The organism is Desulfatitalea alkaliphila (assembly GCF_022968795.1).
Classification (GTDB): domain Bacteria; phylum Desulfobacterota; class Desulfobacteria; order Desulfobacterales; family Desulfosarcinaceae; genus Desulfatitalea; species Desulfatitalea alkaliphila.
This window is the reverse complement of record NZ_JALJRB010000012.1, coordinates 74504-92404: the sequence shown is the minus strand read 5'-3', so window position 1 is coordinate 92404 and position 17901 is coordinate 74504. Positions and strand designations below refer to the sequence as shown.

Genomic DNA, 17901 nt, shown 5'->3' with positions numbered 1-17901 from the left:
TTCCGAACCGCTTTTCAAACACCCCTTGATGTGGTAGTGTCCGCGGATGGCCCGGATCATCTGCATAGCGAACCAGAAAGGGGGGGTGGGCAAGACCACCACGGCCGTGAACCTGTCCGCCGCCCTGGCGATCCATGAGCAGAAGACCCTGCTGGTGGATTGCGATCCCCAGGCCAATGCGACGACGGGTATCGGCCTGGAAAAAGGTAAGCTGGGACTCACCCTTTATCACGGCATGATCGGTTCGGCCGATGGCGCCAAACTGATTGTGGATTCGGAGATCGACGATCTTAAGGTGATGCCCTCCCGCGTGGAATTGATCGGCTTCGACGTGGAGATGATGGGCGAGGATGGCCGCGAAAACGCACTGAAACGTTTGCTGGCCCCTTTGTCGCCGCGTTTCGATTACATTCTCATCGATTGTCCGCCGTCCCTGAGCTTGCTGACGGTCAACGCCATGACCGCCGCCGATGCCCTGCTCATACCGCTGCAGTGTGAATTTTACGCCCTGGAGGGGTTGAGCCAGTTGATGCAGACCTATCAGCGCATACGGCGCGGGTTGAATCCGCGCTTGGAGATCGCCGGTATTCTGCTGACCATGTTCGACAAGCGGACCAATCTGTCGCATCAGGTGGCCGTCGACGCGGAGTCCCATTTCAAGGAGTTGGTCTTCAAAACCATTATCCCGCGCAATGTGCGCCTGGGGGAATCGCCCAGTTTCGGCAAGCCGATTCTGCTGTATGACGCCGCCTCCATCGGCTCCCAAAGCTATTTGGCGCTGGCACGGGAAATTTTGGACAAGGCGGCCCGTTCATCAAAGCAGAATAACGGCGGCCACGGTGAGGATTGATCAGTGATGCAGCGTTCCGGGGATTCATCCGCCAACAAAAAAAGGAAAAAGCTGGCATTGGGGCGTGGCCTGGATGCCTTGATTCCCGACATGCCCGGCGCCATGAACGGTGGTCGCGAAAAGGATGGGACCGATAACGGTCTGCGCACCTGCGACATCGCCCTCATTCGACCCAATCGCTATCAACCCCGCCACCATTTCGATCCCGAGGAGTTGACTCAACTGAGCGAATCGATCCGCGCCCAGGGGATCTTGCAGCCGTTGCTGGTGCGCGCCGCGGAGACCGGGTACGAGTTGGTGGCCGGTGAACGCCGTTTGCGGGCCGCGAAAATGGCCGGGCTGCAGCAGGTGCCGGTGGTGGTCAAAGAGGTGTCCGATGCCGAGATGCTGGAAATGTCCATCGTGGAAAACATCCAGCGGGAAGATCTCAATCCCATGGAGGAGGCCGAGGCCTACCATCGCCTGATGGTGGAATTCGGATTGACCCAGGAGCAGGCGGCCGATCGGGTGGGCAAAAGCCGTTCGGCGGTGGCCAACTTTCTGCGGTTGCGCCGGCTTCCCGAACCCATCAAGGCCGGCATCGACAACGGGCAGTTGAGCATGGGCCATGCCCGGGCCCTCTTGGGTGCCGAAACGCCGGCGCAGCAAAACGCCGCTTGGCGCGCCGTTGTCGCCAAAGGGCTGTCGGTGCGCCAAACCGAGGAGTTGATCAAGCGGCTCAAGACCGCCGCTGAAACCGTTGCGCCGAAACAGGAGAGCTCGGAAGACCGCCACTTGACCAGTGTGGCCGAGACCCTTGCGCGTCGTTTCGGCACCCGGGTGCAGATCAAGCGCCGGGGCAAAAAGGGCCGCCTCGAACTGGAATTTTACAGCAACGAAGATCTGAACCGCCTGCTCGATCTGCTCAATGCCCTATAAGCCATGTTGGATCCCCCATGCAGATCGTGATCGATGGATACAACCTGATTCGCCAATCCGCCTGGCTCAGCGAGCTGGATCACATGGATCTGCAAGCGGGGCGGGACGCCCTGGTGGACGCCCTGGCCGCCTATAAAAAGATGAAACCCTTTCCCATCACCGTGGTCTTCGACGGCGCAGACGCGCCGGCGGATTTGCCCCGGCGGGACCGCCGCAAGGGGATCGAGGTGCGTTACTCACGGTCGGGGGAGTTGGCCGACAACGTGATCAAACGGATGGCCGCTCGCATGCGGGAGAAGTTGATGGTGGTCAGTTCGGACGGCGATGTCAAAACTTATGCCGCCGCCAGGGGCGCAGCCGTCATCGACGCTGTCGATTTCGAAAAGCGCATGGCCATGGCGCGCATGGTCGACATGAAAGGGGCGCCCGAAGAGGATGACGGGCAGGACCGGCGCCTTGACACCAAGAAAACGGGCCCATCGCGGCGACTGCCCAAACAGCAGCGGCGCATGCGGCGCAAAATTGCGAAATTGTAGCCGGGGATCAAATATGGAAAACCAGGGCGGGACACCCCGCATCGCGGTCATCGACGGTCAGGGCGGCGGCATCGGCAGCGCGATCATTAAAAAATTGAAAGCGGTCTATGGCGAAACAGTGGAGATCATCGCCCTGGGCACCAACGCCATCGCCACCTCCCAGATGCTCAAGGCCAAAGCCAATCGGGGGGCGTCCGGGGAGAACGCCATCGTTCAGACCGTTCGGCAGATGGACTTGGTGACCGGCCCCATGGGTATTGTCATGGCTCACGCCATGATGGGCGAGGTGACACCCGCCATGGCCGCCGCGGTGACCGCCGCACCGGCGACCAAGCTGCTACTGCCCCTGAGCCAGGAGAATGTGGCCGTGGTGGGCGTATCCTCCATGCCGCTGCCCCACCTGGTGGACGAACTGGTGGACAATCACATTAAACAGCGACTGGCTTTGCCGTCGCTTGAACAGTCGAGGTCGGAAAATGTGTGAAGCCAACGCGTACATGATGGAAGGCGAAAAAGAAATTTTGATCATGAAATCGGTGGACAAGGTGACCATCGAGGATCAAGGATTGCTCCTGGTCAACATTTTCGGTGAACAGAAACTGCTCAAGGCCCGAATTCACTCCCTGGCCCTGGTGGACCACAAGATCCTGCTGGAACCGCGCTGATGCAATGAGAATCGTTGTCGCCAAGACCGCCGGTTTCTGCATGGGCGTGCGCCGGGCCGTCGACCTGGCCCTGGACGCGCCCGGCAAAGAGCAAGGCCCCATACGCACCTTCGGTCCCTTGATCCACAACCCCCAAGTGCTCGCCCTTTTCGAGGAGCGGGGGGTCAATGTGCTGGAGACCATCCCCGCCAAAGGGGAGGGCACCATCCTGGTCCGGGCCCACGGTGTGCCGCCGGCGGTCAAGCAGCAACTCAAACAGGCCGGCTATGTCGTTATCGACGCCACCTGCCCCCGGGTGGTCAAGGTCCAATCCATCATCAAAAGCCATGCCGCCAAGGGTTGCGCCGCCATCATCGTCGGCGACCAGGACCATCCCGAGGTGATCAGTCTGCTGGGATTCGCCGGCGACAAGGGGCATGTGATCGGCACCATGGACGAGTTGACGGCCCTGCCGGCCTTCGACAGCGCCATCGTCGTGGCGCAGACCACCCAGAACCAGTCCTTCTACCAAGCGGTCAAGGAGTGGGTGGCCCGAAACCATTCCCACTACAAAGTGTTCGACACCATTTGCGATTCCACTGAAAAGCGGCAGGCCGAAGTGCGGCGCCTGGCCCAGGAGGTGGAAGCGGTGGTGGTGGTGGGCGGCAAGGAGAGCGGCAACACGCGCCGCCTGGCGGAAATCGTCGCCGAATCGGGCAAGCCGGCCTATCATGTGGAGACCGAAGCGGACCTGGATCCCGATCGGTTGGCCCATCTGCGGACCGTCGGCGTCACTGCCGGCGCTTCGACACCCACCTGGATCATCAAGCGGGTGGTGCGCGCCCTGGAGGAGATGCCTCTCCGGCGCGGCACGGGGTGGTACGCATCCCTGCTGCGGGGCCAGCGCCTGGCGATGATGACCAATCTCCATGTGGCCCTGGGGGCCGCCGGCCTCTGCTTCGCCGCCACCCGGTTGCAAAATCTGGACGCTTCCTTTCCGGCACTGAGCGTGGCGTTTCTCTATGTGCTGTCCATGCACATCCTCAACCATTTGACCGGACGGGCCGAGGATCGCTACAACGATCCCGAAAGGGAGCGCTTTTACAGCGCCCACAAATGGCCCCTGACCGCTTTGGCCTTCGCGGCCGGCGCCCTGGGGCTGGTGGCCGCCTTTCAAATGGGCCGCCTGCCGTTCTGGGTACTGCTGGCCATGAGCCTGCTGGGCCTCTCCTACAACCTGCGCCTGCTCCCTGACCGCTTGCTGCCGGGCCTCAAATGGCGCCGCATCCGGGATCTGCCCGGCTCCAAAACCCTGCTGATCGCCCTTGCCTGGGGTGTCGTCACCGCCGGCTTGCCGGCCCTGGCGGCGCCCGACGCTTCATGGCTTGGCGGGTCTATGGCCATCCTCTGGACCACCATCCTGGCCTTTGTGCGCACCGCCTTCTTCGACATGCTGGACATCCAGGGCGACCGCATCGTGGGCAAGGAGACCATCCCGCTGCTTCTTGGCACCAAAGCCGCCATGACCCTGCTCAAGGTCATGCTGGCCGTCAGCATGGCACTGCTGGTTACAGGTGCGGTTACCGGTGTGTTTGCACTCCCGGCATTCGGGCAGGTGCTCGTGCCGGCCTTGCTGCTGGGCATCGTCCTGAATCACGAACGGGGCGGGCTGCTGCCCGGTCTACGCATCGATTTTGCGGTGGAGAGTCTGTTCGTTCTGAGCGGTGGTATCGCGTTGATCCATGCTGTGTTTGGACAAGTATTATAATAGTTTAAAGTTTGAAGTTTAAAGTTTAAAGCAAGGAATGCTATCGATTTGGATAAAAACCCCTTTTAAACCCCCACAACCCCTGTTGCGCTACATGGTCGGGTACCTCCCGTGGGGGCACACTATGGCGTGCCCTTGCGGGATGATCGGGGCTTCAAACTATCTTTTTCCCTTGAATTCAGGCTCCTCGCCTTTGCGCAGGCGCTGAATATTGTCTCTGTGACGCAACATCATCAATAACATGACGAGCGTGCCGGCGCCGGCGAGGTAGAGGTCGCCGGAGGTCAGCACGATCAGCACCGGTAGCGCCAGGGCGCCGACAAGGGAGCCTACCGAGACCCGCCGGCTGATCACTGCAGACAGAAAGAATACGGCCAACGCCAAGCCGCAGGCCAGGGGCGTCAGCACCCCGAACATCCCCGCCGCGGTGGCCACTCCCTTGCCGCCCGTTCGAAAACCGAGATAAATTGGAAACATGTGACCGAGGACGGCCGCGACACCCACCGACGCAGGGTAAGCCGGCCCATGGTCGACCAAGTGGAGCGTCGCAAGGCAGGGCAGGGCGCCTTTGAGGATATCCCCCGACAGCGTCGCCAGTGCCACCCCCATGCCGGCCACACGCCACACATTGGTGGTGCCGATATTGCCGCTGCCCGTCTGTCGCACATCCAGCCGTGTCGTCCAACGCACCAGCAACAACCCCACCGGGATTCCACCGATAAGGTAGGCGACCATCGGCAGCAGCAATGTCCATATGCTCAGGTTCATAATAATTCCTGTAGTGCTCAGATTGGCGCCTGATATAGCACATCGAGGGGGAGCAAAACAGTTGGCAAAAACAGTTGGCAAAAACAGTTTAACGTTTAAAGTTTTAAGTTAATGAAATTTATCGATTATATGGGTATATGAGTTTTCATCAACTGATTGTGGTGATGAACACGCACAATACTACAGACCATAGGATGCGCTGACGAAGGAAGCGCATCGTTTGACCAATGATTTGTTTGCTTACAGCCTGCCGGCCGCCCGAAACCCACCCCAACCATTTATAATCGATAGCATTCCTTGCTTTAAACTTTAAACTTTAAACTTTAAACTATCCTAAACATGCGTCAACAATCCGACGGCCTCTGCAAGATTCTAAAAAGAGAACAACATATTGAAAATTTATGAAAATGAGTGGATGCCATAGTTCCTTCGGCTATGGCATGTTTATTGCGCTTAGTATGGATGCCGCAGTCGGGTCGGATGGATGCGGCGTTCGAGGAGCAAAGAAGGTGCAGGGGGCATGGCCAAGCAAGCAATATTGATTATTTCAGAGAGCGACGGATTGTCCGGCCGGTTGGGTGGCTATTTGGAGAGCTGCGGCTTTCGGGTGGTAACTGGCGACATCGAGGGAAACTCGGCGGCGAAAATTACGGACAACGGCTGCGATCTGGTGGTGCTGGGATTGGCGAACCCTGCGAAATCGGGGGCGGATTGGGTGTCCGAGGTGCGTACGCAGGGGGTGGCGGCACCGCTGGTCGTGGTGGCCGAAGGCGGATCGGTGCGTGATGCCGTGGCCGTGGTGCAGGCCGGTGCGGCGGATTATTTCAGCGCCGATGATGACCCGGCCCTTATTGCCAAAGGTGTCGAACTCCTGCTCAAGCACAAAGGCAACGGGCAACGGGCCGATCTACCGGAAAGCGACATCGCCATGGTGACGCGGGAACCCGCCATGGACGCTTTGTTGGCCATGGCGGGACGGATCGCGGCCTCACCCGCCACCGTTTTGATTCAGGGCGAAAGCGGCACCGGCAAGGAGATGCTGGCGCGCTTCATCCATGCCCACAGCGGACGAGGCCAACGTCCCATGGTGGCCATGAATTGTTCGGCCCTTCCCGACACGCTGGCCGAAAGCGAGCTGTTCGGTTACGAGCGGGGCGCCTTTACCGGTGCGTTGCAACGCAAAACAGGCAGATTCGAGCAGGCCCATCAAGGCACCCTGCTGTTGGACGAAATCAGTGAGTTGCCCCTGCCGCTGCAGGCCAAGCTGCTGCGGGTGTTGCAGGAGAAGGTGGTGGATCGTATTGGGGGCAACCGGCCGGTACCGGTGGATGTAAGGGTCATCGCCACCACCAACCGCGATTTGGCGGCGATGGTGCGGGAAGGCACCTTCCGGCAGGATTTATATTATCGCCTGCGCATCGTTCCCCTGGTGATTCCGCCACTGCGTGCGCGTACTGAGGACATTGCGGCTTTGAGCGACCATTTTATCGCCAAGCACAGCGGAAATGATGTCGACCCCACGCCCCGCTTCAACGCTGCAGCCATGGCGGAATTAAAGCGATGGCACTGGCCGGGCAACGTGCGCGAGTTGGAAAACACCATTCAACGGGCCTTGTTGATTCGAGACGGCGCGGTGATGGGACCCGAGCTGCTGCTGTTGGAAGAGGGACTCGGTGTACCGGCGAAAGAAGAGGGCCAACCCCTGGTGGGCATGACGGTCAAGGATTTGGAAGAACGACTGATCGTCCAGACCCTGGACCACGTCAACCAAAACCGCACCCATGCCGCCGAAATGCTCGGCATCAGCATCCGCACCCTGCGCAACAAACTCCGCGAATACCGCACCGAATAGAGACGCAACCAACCCAACAAACACAACAAACTCAAATAGCCCAACAAACCCTTCAACTCACTAGGTAGGTTTTGCCGGGTCCGTCGGCATTATGACGCCGGACGGAGTGGGCGGGATGGTTGTGGTTAATTTTAAATCGTTTGTAAATTCAATTGGATAGTTTGCAGTTCGGGGTGGCGTGATGGGTTGGTATGTTATTTGCTCAATCGTGGGTGGCTATAGGAGGAATTGTATAGATGGACAGCAACACACTATTTGACGGGACCATCGGTTTAGCGGAGCGTGCCCTGGATTTGCGATCACGGCGGCACGAATTGCTGCTTTCCAACATCGCCAATGCGGATACGCCCGGTTACAAGGCCTTCGATTTGATGGTGGAGGAGGCGATGGCCCGACAGCGTCCGGCGGAGGGGCAGGTGGCCATGGTGAACACCCATCCGGGCCACCTGCCGACCGCACGGGGCGGCATGACCACGGCGGCGCAACCCCAAGAATTGCACCTGTCCACCCAGGTTACTTTGCGCGGCGACGGCAACACGGTGAACATGGAACGGGAAATGGCCTCGCTGGCCGAGAATCAGCTCCATTATCGAGCGGTCAGTCAGATTCTGTCCTCCAAGTTCCAGAGGCTGCGCAGTGTTATTAAAGGAGGTCAATAACCATGAGCTTTTTTGACGCTTTGCACACCAGCGCCAGCGGCCTGAATGCCCAGCGCATGCGCATGAACCTGATTTCAAGCAACTTGGCCAACGCCAACACCACCCGCACGGCACAGGGTGGCCCTTATAAACGCAAGGATGCGGTGTTTGCCGCCAACCCGCAAGGTGCGCCGACTTTCGGCGATGCGCTGGCCGGCCAAATGACGGCCCAGCGCGTGGAGGTGCAGGTGACGGCCATTCGGGAAGATCCGCGGCCGCCCATCGAGAAGTACGATCCGGGCCACCCGGATGCCGACGAGGAAGGCATGGTACTGCTGCCCAATATCAACGTGGTGGAGGAGATGGTCAACATGATCTCCGCCAGCCGCAGTTATGAAGCCAATGTGACGGCGCTGCAAGCCTCCAAGGAGATGGCGGCCAGCGCACTGGAGATCGGACGCTGATCATGAGTCAATGGCCAATTTCATCCATAGGGGCGCCCACGGGGCGTCCTGTCATCGAGAGCAACGCGCCGGCCGTAAAGCCGGACGGGACCTCTTTCGGGCAATGGCTCAACGAATCCCTGCAGGAGGTCAACCGCATGCGCAATGCATCCGACGACGCGACCCGTAAACTGATCACCGGCGAAAGCAAAGATATTCACAACACCATGATTCAGGCGCAGAAGGCGGGGATCGCCATGGATCTGGTGGTGGAGTTGCGCAACAAGGTGATCGCGGCCTACGAAGAGATCAAACGGATGCAATTCTAGCGTGACGACGATGTCGCTTGCGGCACATCGCTAACCGGTCCTTGCAGGCGGCCAGCCGCGGGACGTGCTGTTCGAAAGGCGAACCATGCCCAACTCTTTTGGCGAAATTCTGCAGCAGTTGAAGGGAATCCTCCAGACCCTCTCGCCCGGCAAAATGCTGACCCTCTTTTTGCTGGTGGGTACCACCGTTGTCGGCCTGGTGATGATGGTCAGCTGGTCGGGACGGACCGACTTCGCTCCCCTCTACCACCACATGGCACCCGAGGATGCCGGACAGGTGGTTGCGGCACTGCGGGAAAAGAAGATCGACTACAAGCTCTCCCACGACGGCGGCACCATCCAGATCCCCCGCTCGCGGCTTTACGAGGTGCGGCTGGATCTGGCTTCCCAGGGCTTGCCCCGCGGCGGCAGCATCGGCTTCGAGCTGTTTGACGACACCAAGCTGGGGCAGACGGAGTTCGCCCAGAACATCAACTACCAGAGGGCCCTGCAGGGAGAATTGAGCCGCACCATCAACGGGTTGGCCGAGGTGGAAAGCTCCCGGGTGCATATCGTCATGCCCCAGAGTTCCCTTTTTATAAGGGAGGAAGAGCCTGCCTCGGCTTCGATCACCTTGCGTCTGCGGCATGGCCGCTGGCTCAGCGATGACCAGGTGCAGGGCATTGTGCATCTGGTGTCCTCCAGTGTGCCGCGCCTTGTACCGGACAAGGTGACGGTGGTGGATCAGAACGGTAAGATGCTGGCCGGATTCGAGGAAGCGCCGACGGCGGCCAAGCGCAGCGCGGATCACCTGGAGTTCCAGCAGCGCAAGGAGCGCGCCCTGGAAAAGCAGATCGTCACCATGCTTGAGAGCGTTCTGGGCGAGGGCAAGGCCATCGTGCGGGTGGCCTGCGCCCTGGATTTCGTGGAGCAAGAGCAGACCGAAGAGATCTATATGCCCGACAACCAGGTGGTGCGCAGCGAGCAACTGCTCAGCCAACGCTCCACCGATCCGGGGGGGGCGCCCATGGGCGTGCCCGGACTGGCGCCCAACATCGCCCGGGACCAGGCGGTGCAGAATCAGGCCGGACGCTTACAGGCCTTTCAGAAAGACGATCAGACCCGCAACTACGAGATCGGTCGCACCACCCGTCGCCAGATCATGCCGGTGGGGCAGGTGCAGCGGCTCTCGGTGGCGGTGGTGGTGGACGGCCGATATGAGGCCGCACCGGCCACTCGCGGCCGCGCCGCGGAGCCGGAGTACATACCGCGCACGGCCGAGGAGATGGCCAGCCTGGACGCCATCGTCAAGAGCGCCATCAATTTTGACGAGGCGCGCGGTGACAAAGTGGAGTTGGCCAACATCCCCTTCAACACCCAACGGTTGGGCGAGCCGCCCGAAATGGAAGGCAACCGTTGGTTGGATCAGTTGCGCGAATACGGCGCCGTTTTTAAATACCTGGCGGTGGCGCTCTTCCTTTTGTTCACTTTCATGTACGTGATTCGACCCCTTATCGCCTGGTTGACCGAGACCGCCTGGGAGGATGTGGAACTTTTGGAGCACTTGCCCCGCAGCCTGGCGGAAATCGAACGGCAGTACGCGGCCCAGGGCGATTCTTCCAGTTATGTGAAGCAGGCGGCTCAGGTGATCGCCGCCAACCAAGAAGATTCCGGTCGATTGATGCAACAGTGGTTGAAGGAGCAGAAGTAGCGACCCATGGATGCCAATGAATTGACGGGTTCGGTAAAAGTGGCGATTCTGGTCAAGGCGGTGGGGCTGGATGCGGCACGTCCCATCCTGAGCCGCTTTTCGGACCAGGACCGGCAGCTGATCCAGCGGATTCAGTCCCGTTTGGGATCGATACCCCCTGCCATGACCGAGCGGGTGGCGCGGGAGTTCATCGAAGGCACCGGCATTCCGCCGCAACTGCTGCAACTCGACGACGGGGACAAGCCGCCGCCGGAGCCGGCCAAGGATGCCAAGAAGGGACTTCCAAAGTCCACCCTGGAGGCGGTGCAGGACATCGAGCCGGCCCAGCTCATTCAACTGATCAAGGACGAACACCCCCAGACCATCGCCCTGATCCTGGCCCACCTGGATCCCAATGTCTCCAGCGGCATTCTTGGGCGTTTGCCGGATCAGCTCAAGGCCGATGTCGCCTTGCGCATCGCCAATCTGGACAAGGTGTTGGGCGGCATGATCAAGGAGATCGACAAGGTTTTCGAGGAGATCCTCAAGAACAAGGATTTCATCGCCACCCAGGAGGCCGGCGGCGTTGCCAACCTGGCCGAGATTCTCAACATGATCGACGGCACGACGGTGGAGCAGATCATCGACGAGATCGAAGAGAACGACCCGGAGCTGGCCGAAGAGATCAAGCAAATGATGTTCGTCTTCGAGGACATCGTGCTGGTGGACGACAAGGGGCTGCAGAAGGTACTGCGCAGCGTGGAGTCCCAGGAGTTGGCCATTGCCCTCAAGGCTGCTTCCGACGATGTCAAAAACAAAATTTTCCGCAACATGTCCCAGCGGGCGGCGGAAATTTTGCGTGAGGAGATGGAGGTCACCGGTGCGGTGCGCATGAAGGATGTCACCGACGCCCAGCAGAAGGTGACCCGTATCATCCAGGACATGGAGCGCAAAGGCGAGCTGATCATCAGCGGCCGCGGCGGCGAGGAGTTCATCGGTTGATGCACAACGACCCAAAAGATAGAAACGGCGCTTACGCATTTCCGGAAATCCGGGTGTCCCAGCCATCGGCCAAGGGGCCGTCCAACGATTGGCAGGCAACGCCCGAATCCTTGGAAGAGAAGGTGCGGGCGGCCGAAGCCAAGGCCTATGAGGAAGGATACCACCAGGAAAGGACCAAGGGTCTGCCCAAAGAGATGGCGGCGGTGCAAGACCTCAAAGCGCAACTGGATGGGGCGGTGGACACCCTGGCGGTCCATCGACAGCGAATGCGCTACATGAGCGAAGAGGCCCTTGTGAATCTCGGCATGGCCATGGCGCGGGAGATCTTGGAGCAGGAGATGCGACAGCACCCCGAGCGGTCTGCATCGGTCTTTCGCAAGGTGTTCTCCCGGGTCGTCGGTCAGTCCCGTGTCCGGGTCAAGGCCCATCCCGACGATTGCGATCTGGCACGGCGCATCTTGAAGGAAGTGGTGCCCGACGGCGAAGACGTCAACGCCACGCAAGTGATCCCCGACCCGGCGCTGGTCCGAGGGGGTTGCCTGGTGGAGACGGACTTCGGCACCATCGACGCGCGGATCGACCGGCAGCTGGCGGTCATCGGCGAAAAGGTGCAGGGCACGATGGCCGAAATCAAGGGCGAAATCAGCGCCGGTGCGACCCAAGCACGCAGCGACGAGACGGTGGCCGAACGGTTGACACCATACCGGCGGATCATCGAAAGCACCAGCCCGGTGCAGGTGTGCGGCCATGTGACCCAAGTGGTGGGGTTGGTGGTGGAGGCCAACGGACCGGTGGTGCAGCTCGGCGCCATTTGCGACATTCACGGCAGCGACGGCGAACGGCCCATCGCCGCCGAAGTGTTGGGTTTCCGCGACCGTACGGTGCTGATGATGCCCCTTGAGGAGATCCGCACCATCGGCCCCGGAAGCCGCGTGGTGGCGCGCCAGGGTAAGGCGGCTGTGGCGGTGGGACCCAAAATGTTGGGGCGCATCATCGACGGGCTGGGGGTGCCCATCGACAATCGGGGGCCCCTGGAAACCGAGGCGACCTATCCCATCTATGCCAATCCCATCAACCCGCTGCTGCGTCAGCGCATCCGCACTCCGCTGGACATGGGCATCCGCGCCATCAACGGCTTGGTCACCGTGGGTTGCGGCCAGCGTATGGGCATCTTCGCCGGATCCGGGGTGGGCAAAAGCGTGCTCATGGGTATGATCGCGCGCAACGCGCAGGCCGACGTGAATGTGATCGCCTTGATCGGCGAACGGGGGCGCGAACTCAACGACTTCATCGAAAAGGACCTGGGCGAAGAGGGGTTGCGCAAATCGGTGGTGGTCGTGGCCACTTCCGATCATCTGCCCCTGGTTCGCGTGCGGGGCGCCTTTCTGGCCACCGCCATCGCCGAATACTTCCGCGACCAGGGCATGACCGTCAACCTGATGATGGACTCTCTGACCCGCTTCGCCATGGCCCAGCGGGAGATCGGTCTCGCCCTGGGCGAGCCGCCCACCACCAAAGGGTACACGCCTTCGGTATTGACCATGCTGCCCCGGCTGCTGGAACGGGCCGGCACTTCGGACCACGAGGGGACCATCACCGGGCTGTACACCGTACTGGTGGAGGGCGACGACATGAACGAGCCCATCGCCGACGCCGCCCGATCGATCCTGGACGGCCACATCGTTCTCAGCCGCGCCCTGGCGCACCAGAACCACTACCCGGCCATCGATGTGCTCCACAGCATCAGCCGCGTGATGGAAGATATCGCCTCCCTGAAACACAAACACAGCGCCGGTCGGGTCAAGGAGATGCTGGCCACCTACCGCAAGTCCGAGGACCTGATCAACATCGGCGCCTATGTGGCGGGCAGCAATCCGGCCATTGACCGCGCCATCGCCAAGTTCGACGCCATAAATGGCTATCTGCGTCAGGAGATCGGCGAGAGTGTCGGGTTCGAGGAGAGTGTGGAAGCATTGGATCTGTTGCTAAAATAGGGGGTTTTTTGAGCGTATTGGGTATTATGATTTGGGAAGAAAAGATAGTTTTAAGTTTAAAGTTTAAAGTTTAAAGCAAGGAATGCTGTCGGTTGGATGGGGTTGGGTTTGCCGGGTTTGTTTTTTTGGGTGTTTGGGGGGTGTTGTGGATTTTGTTTTTAAATTGGAGGCCTTGCGGCGGTATCGGGTTTTTTTGGAGGAGCAGTCGCAGAAGGAGTTTGCGGTTGCTCGACAGATGATCGAGCAGGAGCAGGGGGTGCTTGCGGATCTGGTGGCACGGCGCGATCAGACGGAGCTTGAATTCCGGCAGCAGGAGTCGGGGGGCGGGTCGGCGGGGATGGTGGCCATGTATCGCGGTTATATGCAACGGCTGGCCCAACGTATCGAGGCCCAGCGGGATCGGGTGGCGCAGGCGCAGGATGCTTGCGAGAAGCAGCGTCAAGCGTTGATGGAGCGCATGCAGCAGCGCAAGACCCTGGACCAACTGAAAGAAAAAGGTGCGCAGGATTTTGTCGCCCGGCGCAATCGGGAAGAAGAGAAGTTCATCAACGAAATGGCCATCAATCGCTTTTCCATGAAACAGCAATAGGGGATCGCAGGATGCAATTCGATATGAAGTTATTTTTCGCAGCATTTGCGGAGATCGGTTCAGGACGAGCGGAGGGTAAATTCGGGCCCGCTTGGTTCGGGCAAGGCAAGGGCGTCGCGGGGGGTGAAACGGCGGATGGCGCAGGGTTCGCCGAGATCATGGCGACCTTGACCGGAATACCGACCGAAGCAATGCCCGTTTCGTTAGAGCAGTTGGCGCAAATTGTACGTCAAACGGGTGAGGACATGGGGTCTCCATCGTTGGTCCGGCAAGACGGTGACGATGCCCGTGCCGGTTCCCCCTTGATGGCCTTTCTTCAGACTCACGGCCGTGGAGCGGATCAAATCCTGCGAGCCTCGATGGCGGAGGGTGGGCAGGCAGGCAATCAAAAAGGTGAGTGGCCGCCGGCCGTTGATTTGAGTCCCGCTTTAACGGACGCGGCGATGCAGCTGTCGGATGATGCGGATGGACCGCCGGCGGCCGAGGGAGAGCGTCTCGCGGAGAATCAAGATTTTCGGACGACGCAACAAAGGGGTCAGGACCGTGCGGCGGTCACTGCAGCCATGGTGCGCGGCGCTGCGGTCCAGGAAGGGGCTCCCGATTTCAAAGCGGCCCATGCCGCCAAGATGGCCGGGCCCGGCACCGAAGGGGCCGAACGGGTTCCCGGAGAAAAGGAACCGGCGGACAAGGCGCTGCAAGCCAAGGCGGCTGCTGAAAAAGTCGCGGCGGAGGCGGCCAGGGCCGGCGAACTGTCTGTGGCGGACAAGATGGCGCATGGGCGGTCCACCGGGACGGTCGGGGAGCGGGACGAAAAGTTGGCGGCGGCATTCCGACAGGCGGCACCGCAAGCACTGGGCGTGGATGAAAGGGATGGCGGTCGTCCGGGATCCGGGGGCGACGAGGATCGCACCGGGCGGGGGCGGGATGCTGCCACCCGGGGCGGTATCCTGTTTCAGAAAGGGGAGGGCAAGTCGGCTGTTCCGGAGCCTTTCGGGCCGATGACCGGCCAGGACACGGCGCAAAGTCGATCGGCTTCCGCCACGACGGGGCCGTCCAACGAAGCACCCGGCGGCAGTGAACCGCGTCCGGTGAGCACGGAGCTCGGGCACACCGCCAAGGCCGACAACGGGCCGGAGCCCCAACCCCTGCCACGGAACGTGCAAAGTGATGTGATGCGCCAGATCGTCCAGCGTATGACTCTTCACACCGAAGGCCGCCAGGCGATGATGCAGATTCAGCTCAAACCCGAGGTGCTGGGACAGTTGCGCATGCAGATCGTCACCGAGCACCAGCAGGTGACCATTCGCATCGCGGCGGAGAACACCCAGGTGAAGCAGCTCATCGAACAGAACATGCACGTGCTGCGCAACGAGCTTCAGCAGCAGGGCTTGCAGATCCAGAAGGTGGATGTGGTGGTGCCCCAGGATCCCCAGCAGGATCCCTGGCAGAATCCCCAGGACACCGCCTTTCGCCACCAGCGGCAGCGCCAGGGGCAACACGGACGCTCTCGGCAGGCAACGGGTCGCGATAATAGTCAACCAGCAGCGGCGGTCGGCGGCGTCGGTGAAAGCTTGGCGCGCAGCGGCCGAAACGTCGGCGCCAATGGTGAAGTGGATTTCTTCGCGTAACAATAATGCGCAGACAAAGGATTGCATCATGACCATCGCAGGTATCAACCAAGTGGCATCCCGGGGCGGGCAGGTGGCTGCCGGAGAAAAACAGCAGGTGATGGGCAAGGACGACTTTTTGCACCTGTTGGTGGCCCAGCTCAAGGCCCAGGATCCTCTCAATCCCATGGACGGCACGGAGTTCACCGCGCAACTGGCCCAGTTCAGCTCACTGGAGCAGTTGCAGAACATAAACGGTTCTCTGGGGGATCTCAATACCTCCCAGGCGGTGCTGACCAACAGCCAGGCGGTGCAGTACATCGGCAAGACCATCACCGCCGTGGGCGACAGTTTCGAGGTGCGCAACGGCAATGCCCAGCCGCTGCACTTCGCCTTGAACCAGGACGCCCATGGTCTTTATGCCCGCATCTACGATGCCCACGGCAATTTCGTGCGGCAGTTGGAAGGGGGGTACACCAACGCGGGCGACGGCAGCATCGCCTGGGACGGCTACGATTACCTGGGTGGAAGGGCGCCGGACGGGGACTACTACTTCGAGATCGCGGCCATTGACGGCAACGGCAATTCCATCCCGGCCACCACCTTCGCCACTGGCCTGGTGAACGGGGTGCAGTTCGAAAACGGTCAAGCGTACTTGCAGTGCGGCGGACGCACCATCCCCATGGGCAACGTTATGCGCGTGGTGGGCGAGGACCTTGACGGATCTTGACCCTTTGACCCCTTGGCCGCTGCCGCCCGGCCGCCCAGCGCGGAGCCGGCGAAGGGCGGTTGAAGGACGGTAACGCAACCAAAAAAAATATCATCGTGCCATCATAACAGCAGAGGAGCCAGACAATGATCGGATCGCTCTATTCAGGTATTTCGGGTTTGAAAGCTCAAACCAGCGCCATGGCGGTGATCGGCGACAACATCGCCAACGTCAACACCACCGGTTTCAAAACCTCCAAGGTGCGGTTCGCCAACGTGTTCAACGCCACCCTGGGCCAGAGCCGCATGCAGATCGGACGCGGCGTCACCATGGCCGGCCTGACCAGCAACTGGGGTTCCGGCACCATCGAGAACACCAACGCGGTCACCGACCTGGCCATCAACGGCCAGGGCATGTTCATCGTGCGGGACGGCATGAACAACGCCCAGTACTACACCCGGGCGGGCCAGTTCGAATTCAACAACCTGAACCGGCTGGTCACCACCGACGGTTTTGAGGTCCAGGGCTACGCCATCCTGCAAAACGGCAACCGGGGCGCCATGGGGCCCATCACCCTGCCCAACGGCATCAGCGAACCCAGCGCCACCGAAGAGATCACCATGGCCATCAATCTCGATTCCGAGGCCGAGGTGGGCACGCGATTCGACACCACCGTGACGGTTTACGATTCGTTGGGCAATGCGGTGGAACTCAACTTCATTTTCGAGCGGGATGGGGACGGTTGGCAATATTATGTGGATCCCTCATTGGGTACGGCGACACCGTCGGATGCCGCACGCAACTATCTGCGTTTCGATGCGTACGGGGTATTGGAGGCCGCTAATGATGATGACGGCGGCGCTCTTGAAAACCCCGTGATTGAAATCACCGGAATCAATCTCGGTGGCGTAGATCCGCTGGAACTGACATGGAACCTGCTCAACGATGCCGGCACCGCCAGCAGCGGCTCGGTGACGGGCTACGCCGGCTCGTCGGTCAAGACCGCGCAGTCCCAAGACGGATACCCAAGCGGCATGCTCCAGGGCATCTCCATCGACGACGACGGCACTTTCACCGCGCTCTATTCCAACGGCACCATGCGCCCCTTCGCCCAGATCGCCCTGGCCGACTTCGCCAGTTACGAAGGACTGGCCAAGCTGGGCAGCAATTTGTTCACCGCCTCCCTGGCATCCGGGCAGCCCATTGTCACCACCCCCAATTCGGCCGGTGTGGGCGCCATTGCCTCCAGCAGCCTGGAGATGTCCAACGTCGATTTGGCCCAGGAGTTCGTCTCCCTGATTACCACCCAGCGGGCGTTTCAGGCCAATAGTAAGGTGATAACCACGAGCGATGAGGTTTTGGCGGAGCTGATAAATATTAAAAGATAGTTTGTAGTGTTGAAGGGCAGTTTTAAGTTTAAAGTTTAAAGTTTTAAGTTAATGAATTCTGTCATTTAGATATTATGAGGGTGTTGCGGGTCGGGTTGATGGGGTGGGGGGTTTGATGTTTTGGGCCCCCTGCTTCTGTCAATGGGTTGACGAGCGGTTTTGGATTTTGACGGGTTCGGGGTGGGTGGTTGGGTGTT

The 17901-nt window shown here is 60.4% G+C and carries 18 protein-coding genes; 17 read left to right on the top strand and 1 reads right to left on the bottom strand.

The features are described from left to right. The first annotated feature begins 46 nt into the window (after positions 1-46). The 6 genes from MRX98_RS12125 to ispH are packed head-to-tail and all read left to right on the top strand — an operon-like array spanning position 47 to position 4716. Entirely contained in the window at positions 47-850 is an 804-nt protein-coding gene (locus MRX98_RS12125; RefSeq protein WP_246908574.1) for a ParA family protein, read from the top strand. A 6-nt stretch (positions 851-856) separates the two neighbouring features. Further along, complete coding sequence (locus MRX98_RS12120) at positions 857-1768, top strand: ParB/RepB/Spo0J family partition protein (protein WP_246908571.1); 912 nt, start codon at positions 857-859, stop codon at positions 1766-1768. Between the two features lie 17 nt (positions 1769-1785). Continuing rightward, positions 1786-2304, top strand: a complete 519-nt coding sequence (locus MRX98_RS12115) for an NYN domain-containing protein (RefSeq protein ID WP_246908568.1) — start codon at positions 1786-1788, stop codon at positions 2302-2304. A gap of 13 nt (positions 2305-2317) precedes the next feature. Further along, entirely contained in the window at positions 2318-2788 is a 471-nt protein-coding gene (locus MRX98_RS12110) for a DUF3842 family protein (RefSeq protein ID WP_246908566.1), read from the top strand. Continuing rightward, entirely contained in the window at positions 2781-2969 is a 189-nt protein-coding gene (locus MRX98_RS12105) for a CooT family nickel-binding protein (protein ID WP_246908564.1), read from the top strand. The genes MRX98_RS12110 and MRX98_RS12105 overlap by 8 nt, the downstream gene beginning before the upstream one ends. A 4-nt stretch (positions 2970-2973) precedes the next feature. Then, on the top strand, positions 2974-4716 hold the full coding sequence (gene ispH, locus MRX98_RS12100; protein ID WP_246908561.1) for a 4-hydroxy-3-methylbut-2-enyl diphosphate reductase: 1743 nt from the start codon (positions 2974-2976) through the stop codon (positions 4714-4716). Between the two features lie 159 nt (positions 4717-4875). Here the strand turns inward: ispH and plsY are convergent, their stop codons facing one another. Then, on the bottom strand, positions 4876-5484 hold the full coding sequence (plsY, locus tag MRX98_RS12095) for a glycerol-3-phosphate 1-O-acyltransferase PlsY (protein ID WP_246908558.1): 609 nt from the start codon (positions 5482-5484) through the stop codon (positions 4876-4878). A gap of 520 nt (positions 5485-6004) precedes the next feature. Between plsY and MRX98_RS12090 the strand changes: the two genes are divergently transcribed. From MRX98_RS12090 to MRX98_RS12040, 11 genes are all read left to right on the top strand, one after another. Then, positions 6005-7336 carry a sigma-54 dependent transcriptional regulator gene (locus MRX98_RS12090; protein WP_246908555.1) on the top strand — a complete coding sequence of 444 codons (1332 nt, stop codon included), beginning with the start codon at positions 6005-6007 and terminating at the stop codon, positions 7334-7336. A 236-nt stretch (positions 7337-7572) separates the two neighbouring features. Then, positions 7573-7995: a flagellar basal body rod protein FlgB gene (flgB, locus tag MRX98_RS12085; RefSeq protein WP_246908552.1), complete on the top strand. Its 423-nt coding sequence runs from the start codon at positions 7573-7575 to the stop codon at positions 7993-7995. A gap of 2 nt (positions 7996-7997) precedes the next feature. Beyond that, on the top strand, positions 7998-8438 hold the full coding sequence (flgC, locus tag MRX98_RS12080) for a flagellar basal body rod protein FlgC (RefSeq protein ID WP_246908539.1): 441 nt from the start codon (positions 7998-8000) through the stop codon (positions 8436-8438). A gap of 2 nt (positions 8439-8440) precedes the next feature. Further along, positions 8441-8746 (top strand): flagellar hook-basal body complex protein FliE, encoded by a 306-nt coding sequence (gene fliE / locus MRX98_RS12075; protein ID WP_246908525.1) that lies wholly within the window; start codon positions 8441-8443, stop codon positions 8744-8746. A gap of 85 nt (positions 8747-8831) precedes the next feature. After that, positions 8832-10436, top strand: coding sequence for a flagellar basal-body MS-ring/collar protein FliF (gene fliF / locus MRX98_RS12070; protein WP_246908522.1), 1605 nt, complete (start codon positions 8832-8834; stop codon positions 10434-10436). Between the two features lie 6 nt (positions 10437-10442). Next, complete coding sequence (gene fliG / locus MRX98_RS12065; RefSeq protein WP_246908520.1) at positions 10443-11417, top strand: flagellar motor switch protein FliG; 975 nt, start codon at positions 10443-10445, stop codon at positions 11415-11417. Further along, complete coding sequence (gene fliI, locus MRX98_RS12060; RefSeq protein ID WP_246908517.1) at positions 11417-13411, top strand: flagellar protein export ATPase FliI; 1995 nt, start codon at positions 11417-11419, stop codon at positions 13409-13411. The genes fliG and fliI overlap by 1 nt, the downstream gene beginning before the upstream one ends. A 145-nt stretch (positions 13412-13556) precedes the next feature. Next, positions 13557-14000 carry a flagellar export protein FliJ gene (gene fliJ, locus MRX98_RS12055; protein ID WP_246908504.1) on the top strand — a complete coding sequence of 148 codons (444 nt, stop codon included), beginning with the start codon at positions 13557-13559 and terminating at the stop codon, positions 13998-14000. Positions 14001-14443: 443 nt separating this feature from the next. Further along, positions 14444-15628 carry a flagellar hook-length control protein FliK gene (locus MRX98_RS12050; protein WP_246908486.1) on the top strand — a complete coding sequence of 395 codons (1185 nt, stop codon included), beginning with the start codon at positions 14444-14446 and terminating at the stop codon, positions 15626-15628. A 28-nt stretch (positions 15629-15656) separates the two neighbouring features. Next, positions 15657-16337, top strand: a complete 681-nt coding sequence (locus MRX98_RS12045) for a flagellar hook assembly protein FlgD (protein WP_246908483.1) — start codon at positions 15657-15659, stop codon at positions 16335-16337. A 125-nt stretch (positions 16338-16462) separates the two neighbouring features. Then, positions 16463-17704: a flagellar hook protein FlgE gene (locus tag MRX98_RS12040; RefSeq protein ID WP_246908480.1), complete on the top strand. Its 1242-nt coding sequence runs from the start codon at positions 16463-16465 to the stop codon at positions 17702-17704. Positions 17705-17901: the final 197 nt, after the last annotated feature.

Bases quoted from the DNA above. Each gene is read 5' to 3' on its own strand.
- MRX98_RS12125 (WP_246908574.1), top strand. From the start codon at position 47: ATGGCCCGGATCATCTGCATAGCGAACCAGAAAGGGGGGGTGGGCAAG.
- MRX98_RS12120 (WP_246908571.1), top strand. From the start codon at position 857: ATGCAGCGTTCCGGGGATTCATCCGCCAACAAAAAAAGGAAAAAGCTG.
- MRX98_RS12115 (WP_246908568.1), top strand. From the start codon at position 1,786: ATGCAGATCGTGATCGATGGATACAACCTGATTCGCCAATCCGCCTGG.
- MRX98_RS12110 (WP_246908566.1), top strand. From the start codon at position 2,318: ATGGAAAACCAGGGCGGGACACCCCGCATCGCGGTCATCGACGGTCAG.
- MRX98_RS12105 (WP_246908564.1), top strand. From the start codon at position 2,781: ATGTGTGAAGCCAACGCGTACATGATGGAAGGCGAAAAAGAAATTTTG.
- ispH (WP_246908561.1), top strand. From the start codon at position 2,974: ATGAGAATCGTTGTCGCCAAGACCGCCGGTTTCTGCATGGGCGTGCGC.
- plsY (WP_246908558.1), bottom strand. From the start codon at position 5,484: ATGAACCTGAGCATATGGACATTGCTGCTGCCGATGGTCGCCTACCTT.
- MRX98_RS12090 (WP_246908555.1), top strand. From the start codon at position 6,005: ATGGCCAAGCAAGCAATATTGATTATTTCAGAGAGCGACGGATTGTCC.
- flgB (WP_246908552.1), top strand. From the start codon at position 7,573: ATGGACAGCAACACACTATTTGACGGGACCATCGGTTTAGCGGAGCGT.
- flgC (WP_246908539.1), top strand. From the start codon at position 7,998: ATGAGCTTTTTTGACGCTTTGCACACCAGCGCCAGCGGCCTGAATGCC.
- fliE (WP_246908525.1), top strand. From the start codon at position 8,441: ATGAGTCAATGGCCAATTTCATCCATAGGGGCGCCCACGGGGCGTCCT.
- fliF (WP_246908522.1), top strand. From the start codon at position 8,832: ATGCCCAACTCTTTTGGCGAAATTCTGCAGCAGTTGAAGGGAATCCTC.
- fliG (WP_246908520.1), top strand. From the start codon at position 10,443: ATGGATGCCAATGAATTGACGGGTTCGGTAAAAGTGGCGATTCTGGTC.
- fliI (WP_246908517.1), top strand. From the start codon at position 11,417: ATGCACAACGACCCAAAAGATAGAAACGGCGCTTACGCATTTCCGGAA.
- MRX98_RS12050 (WP_246908486.1), top strand. From the start codon at position 14,444: ATGCAGCTGTCGGATGATGCGGATGGACCGCCGGCGGCCGAGGGAGAG.
- MRX98_RS12045 (WP_246908483.1), top strand. From the start codon at position 15,657: ATGACCATCGCAGGTATCAACCAAGTGGCATCCCGGGGCGGGCAGGTG.
- MRX98_RS12040 (WP_246908480.1), top strand. From the start codon at position 16,463: ATGATCGGATCGCTCTATTCAGGTATTTCGGGTTTGAAAGCTCAAACC.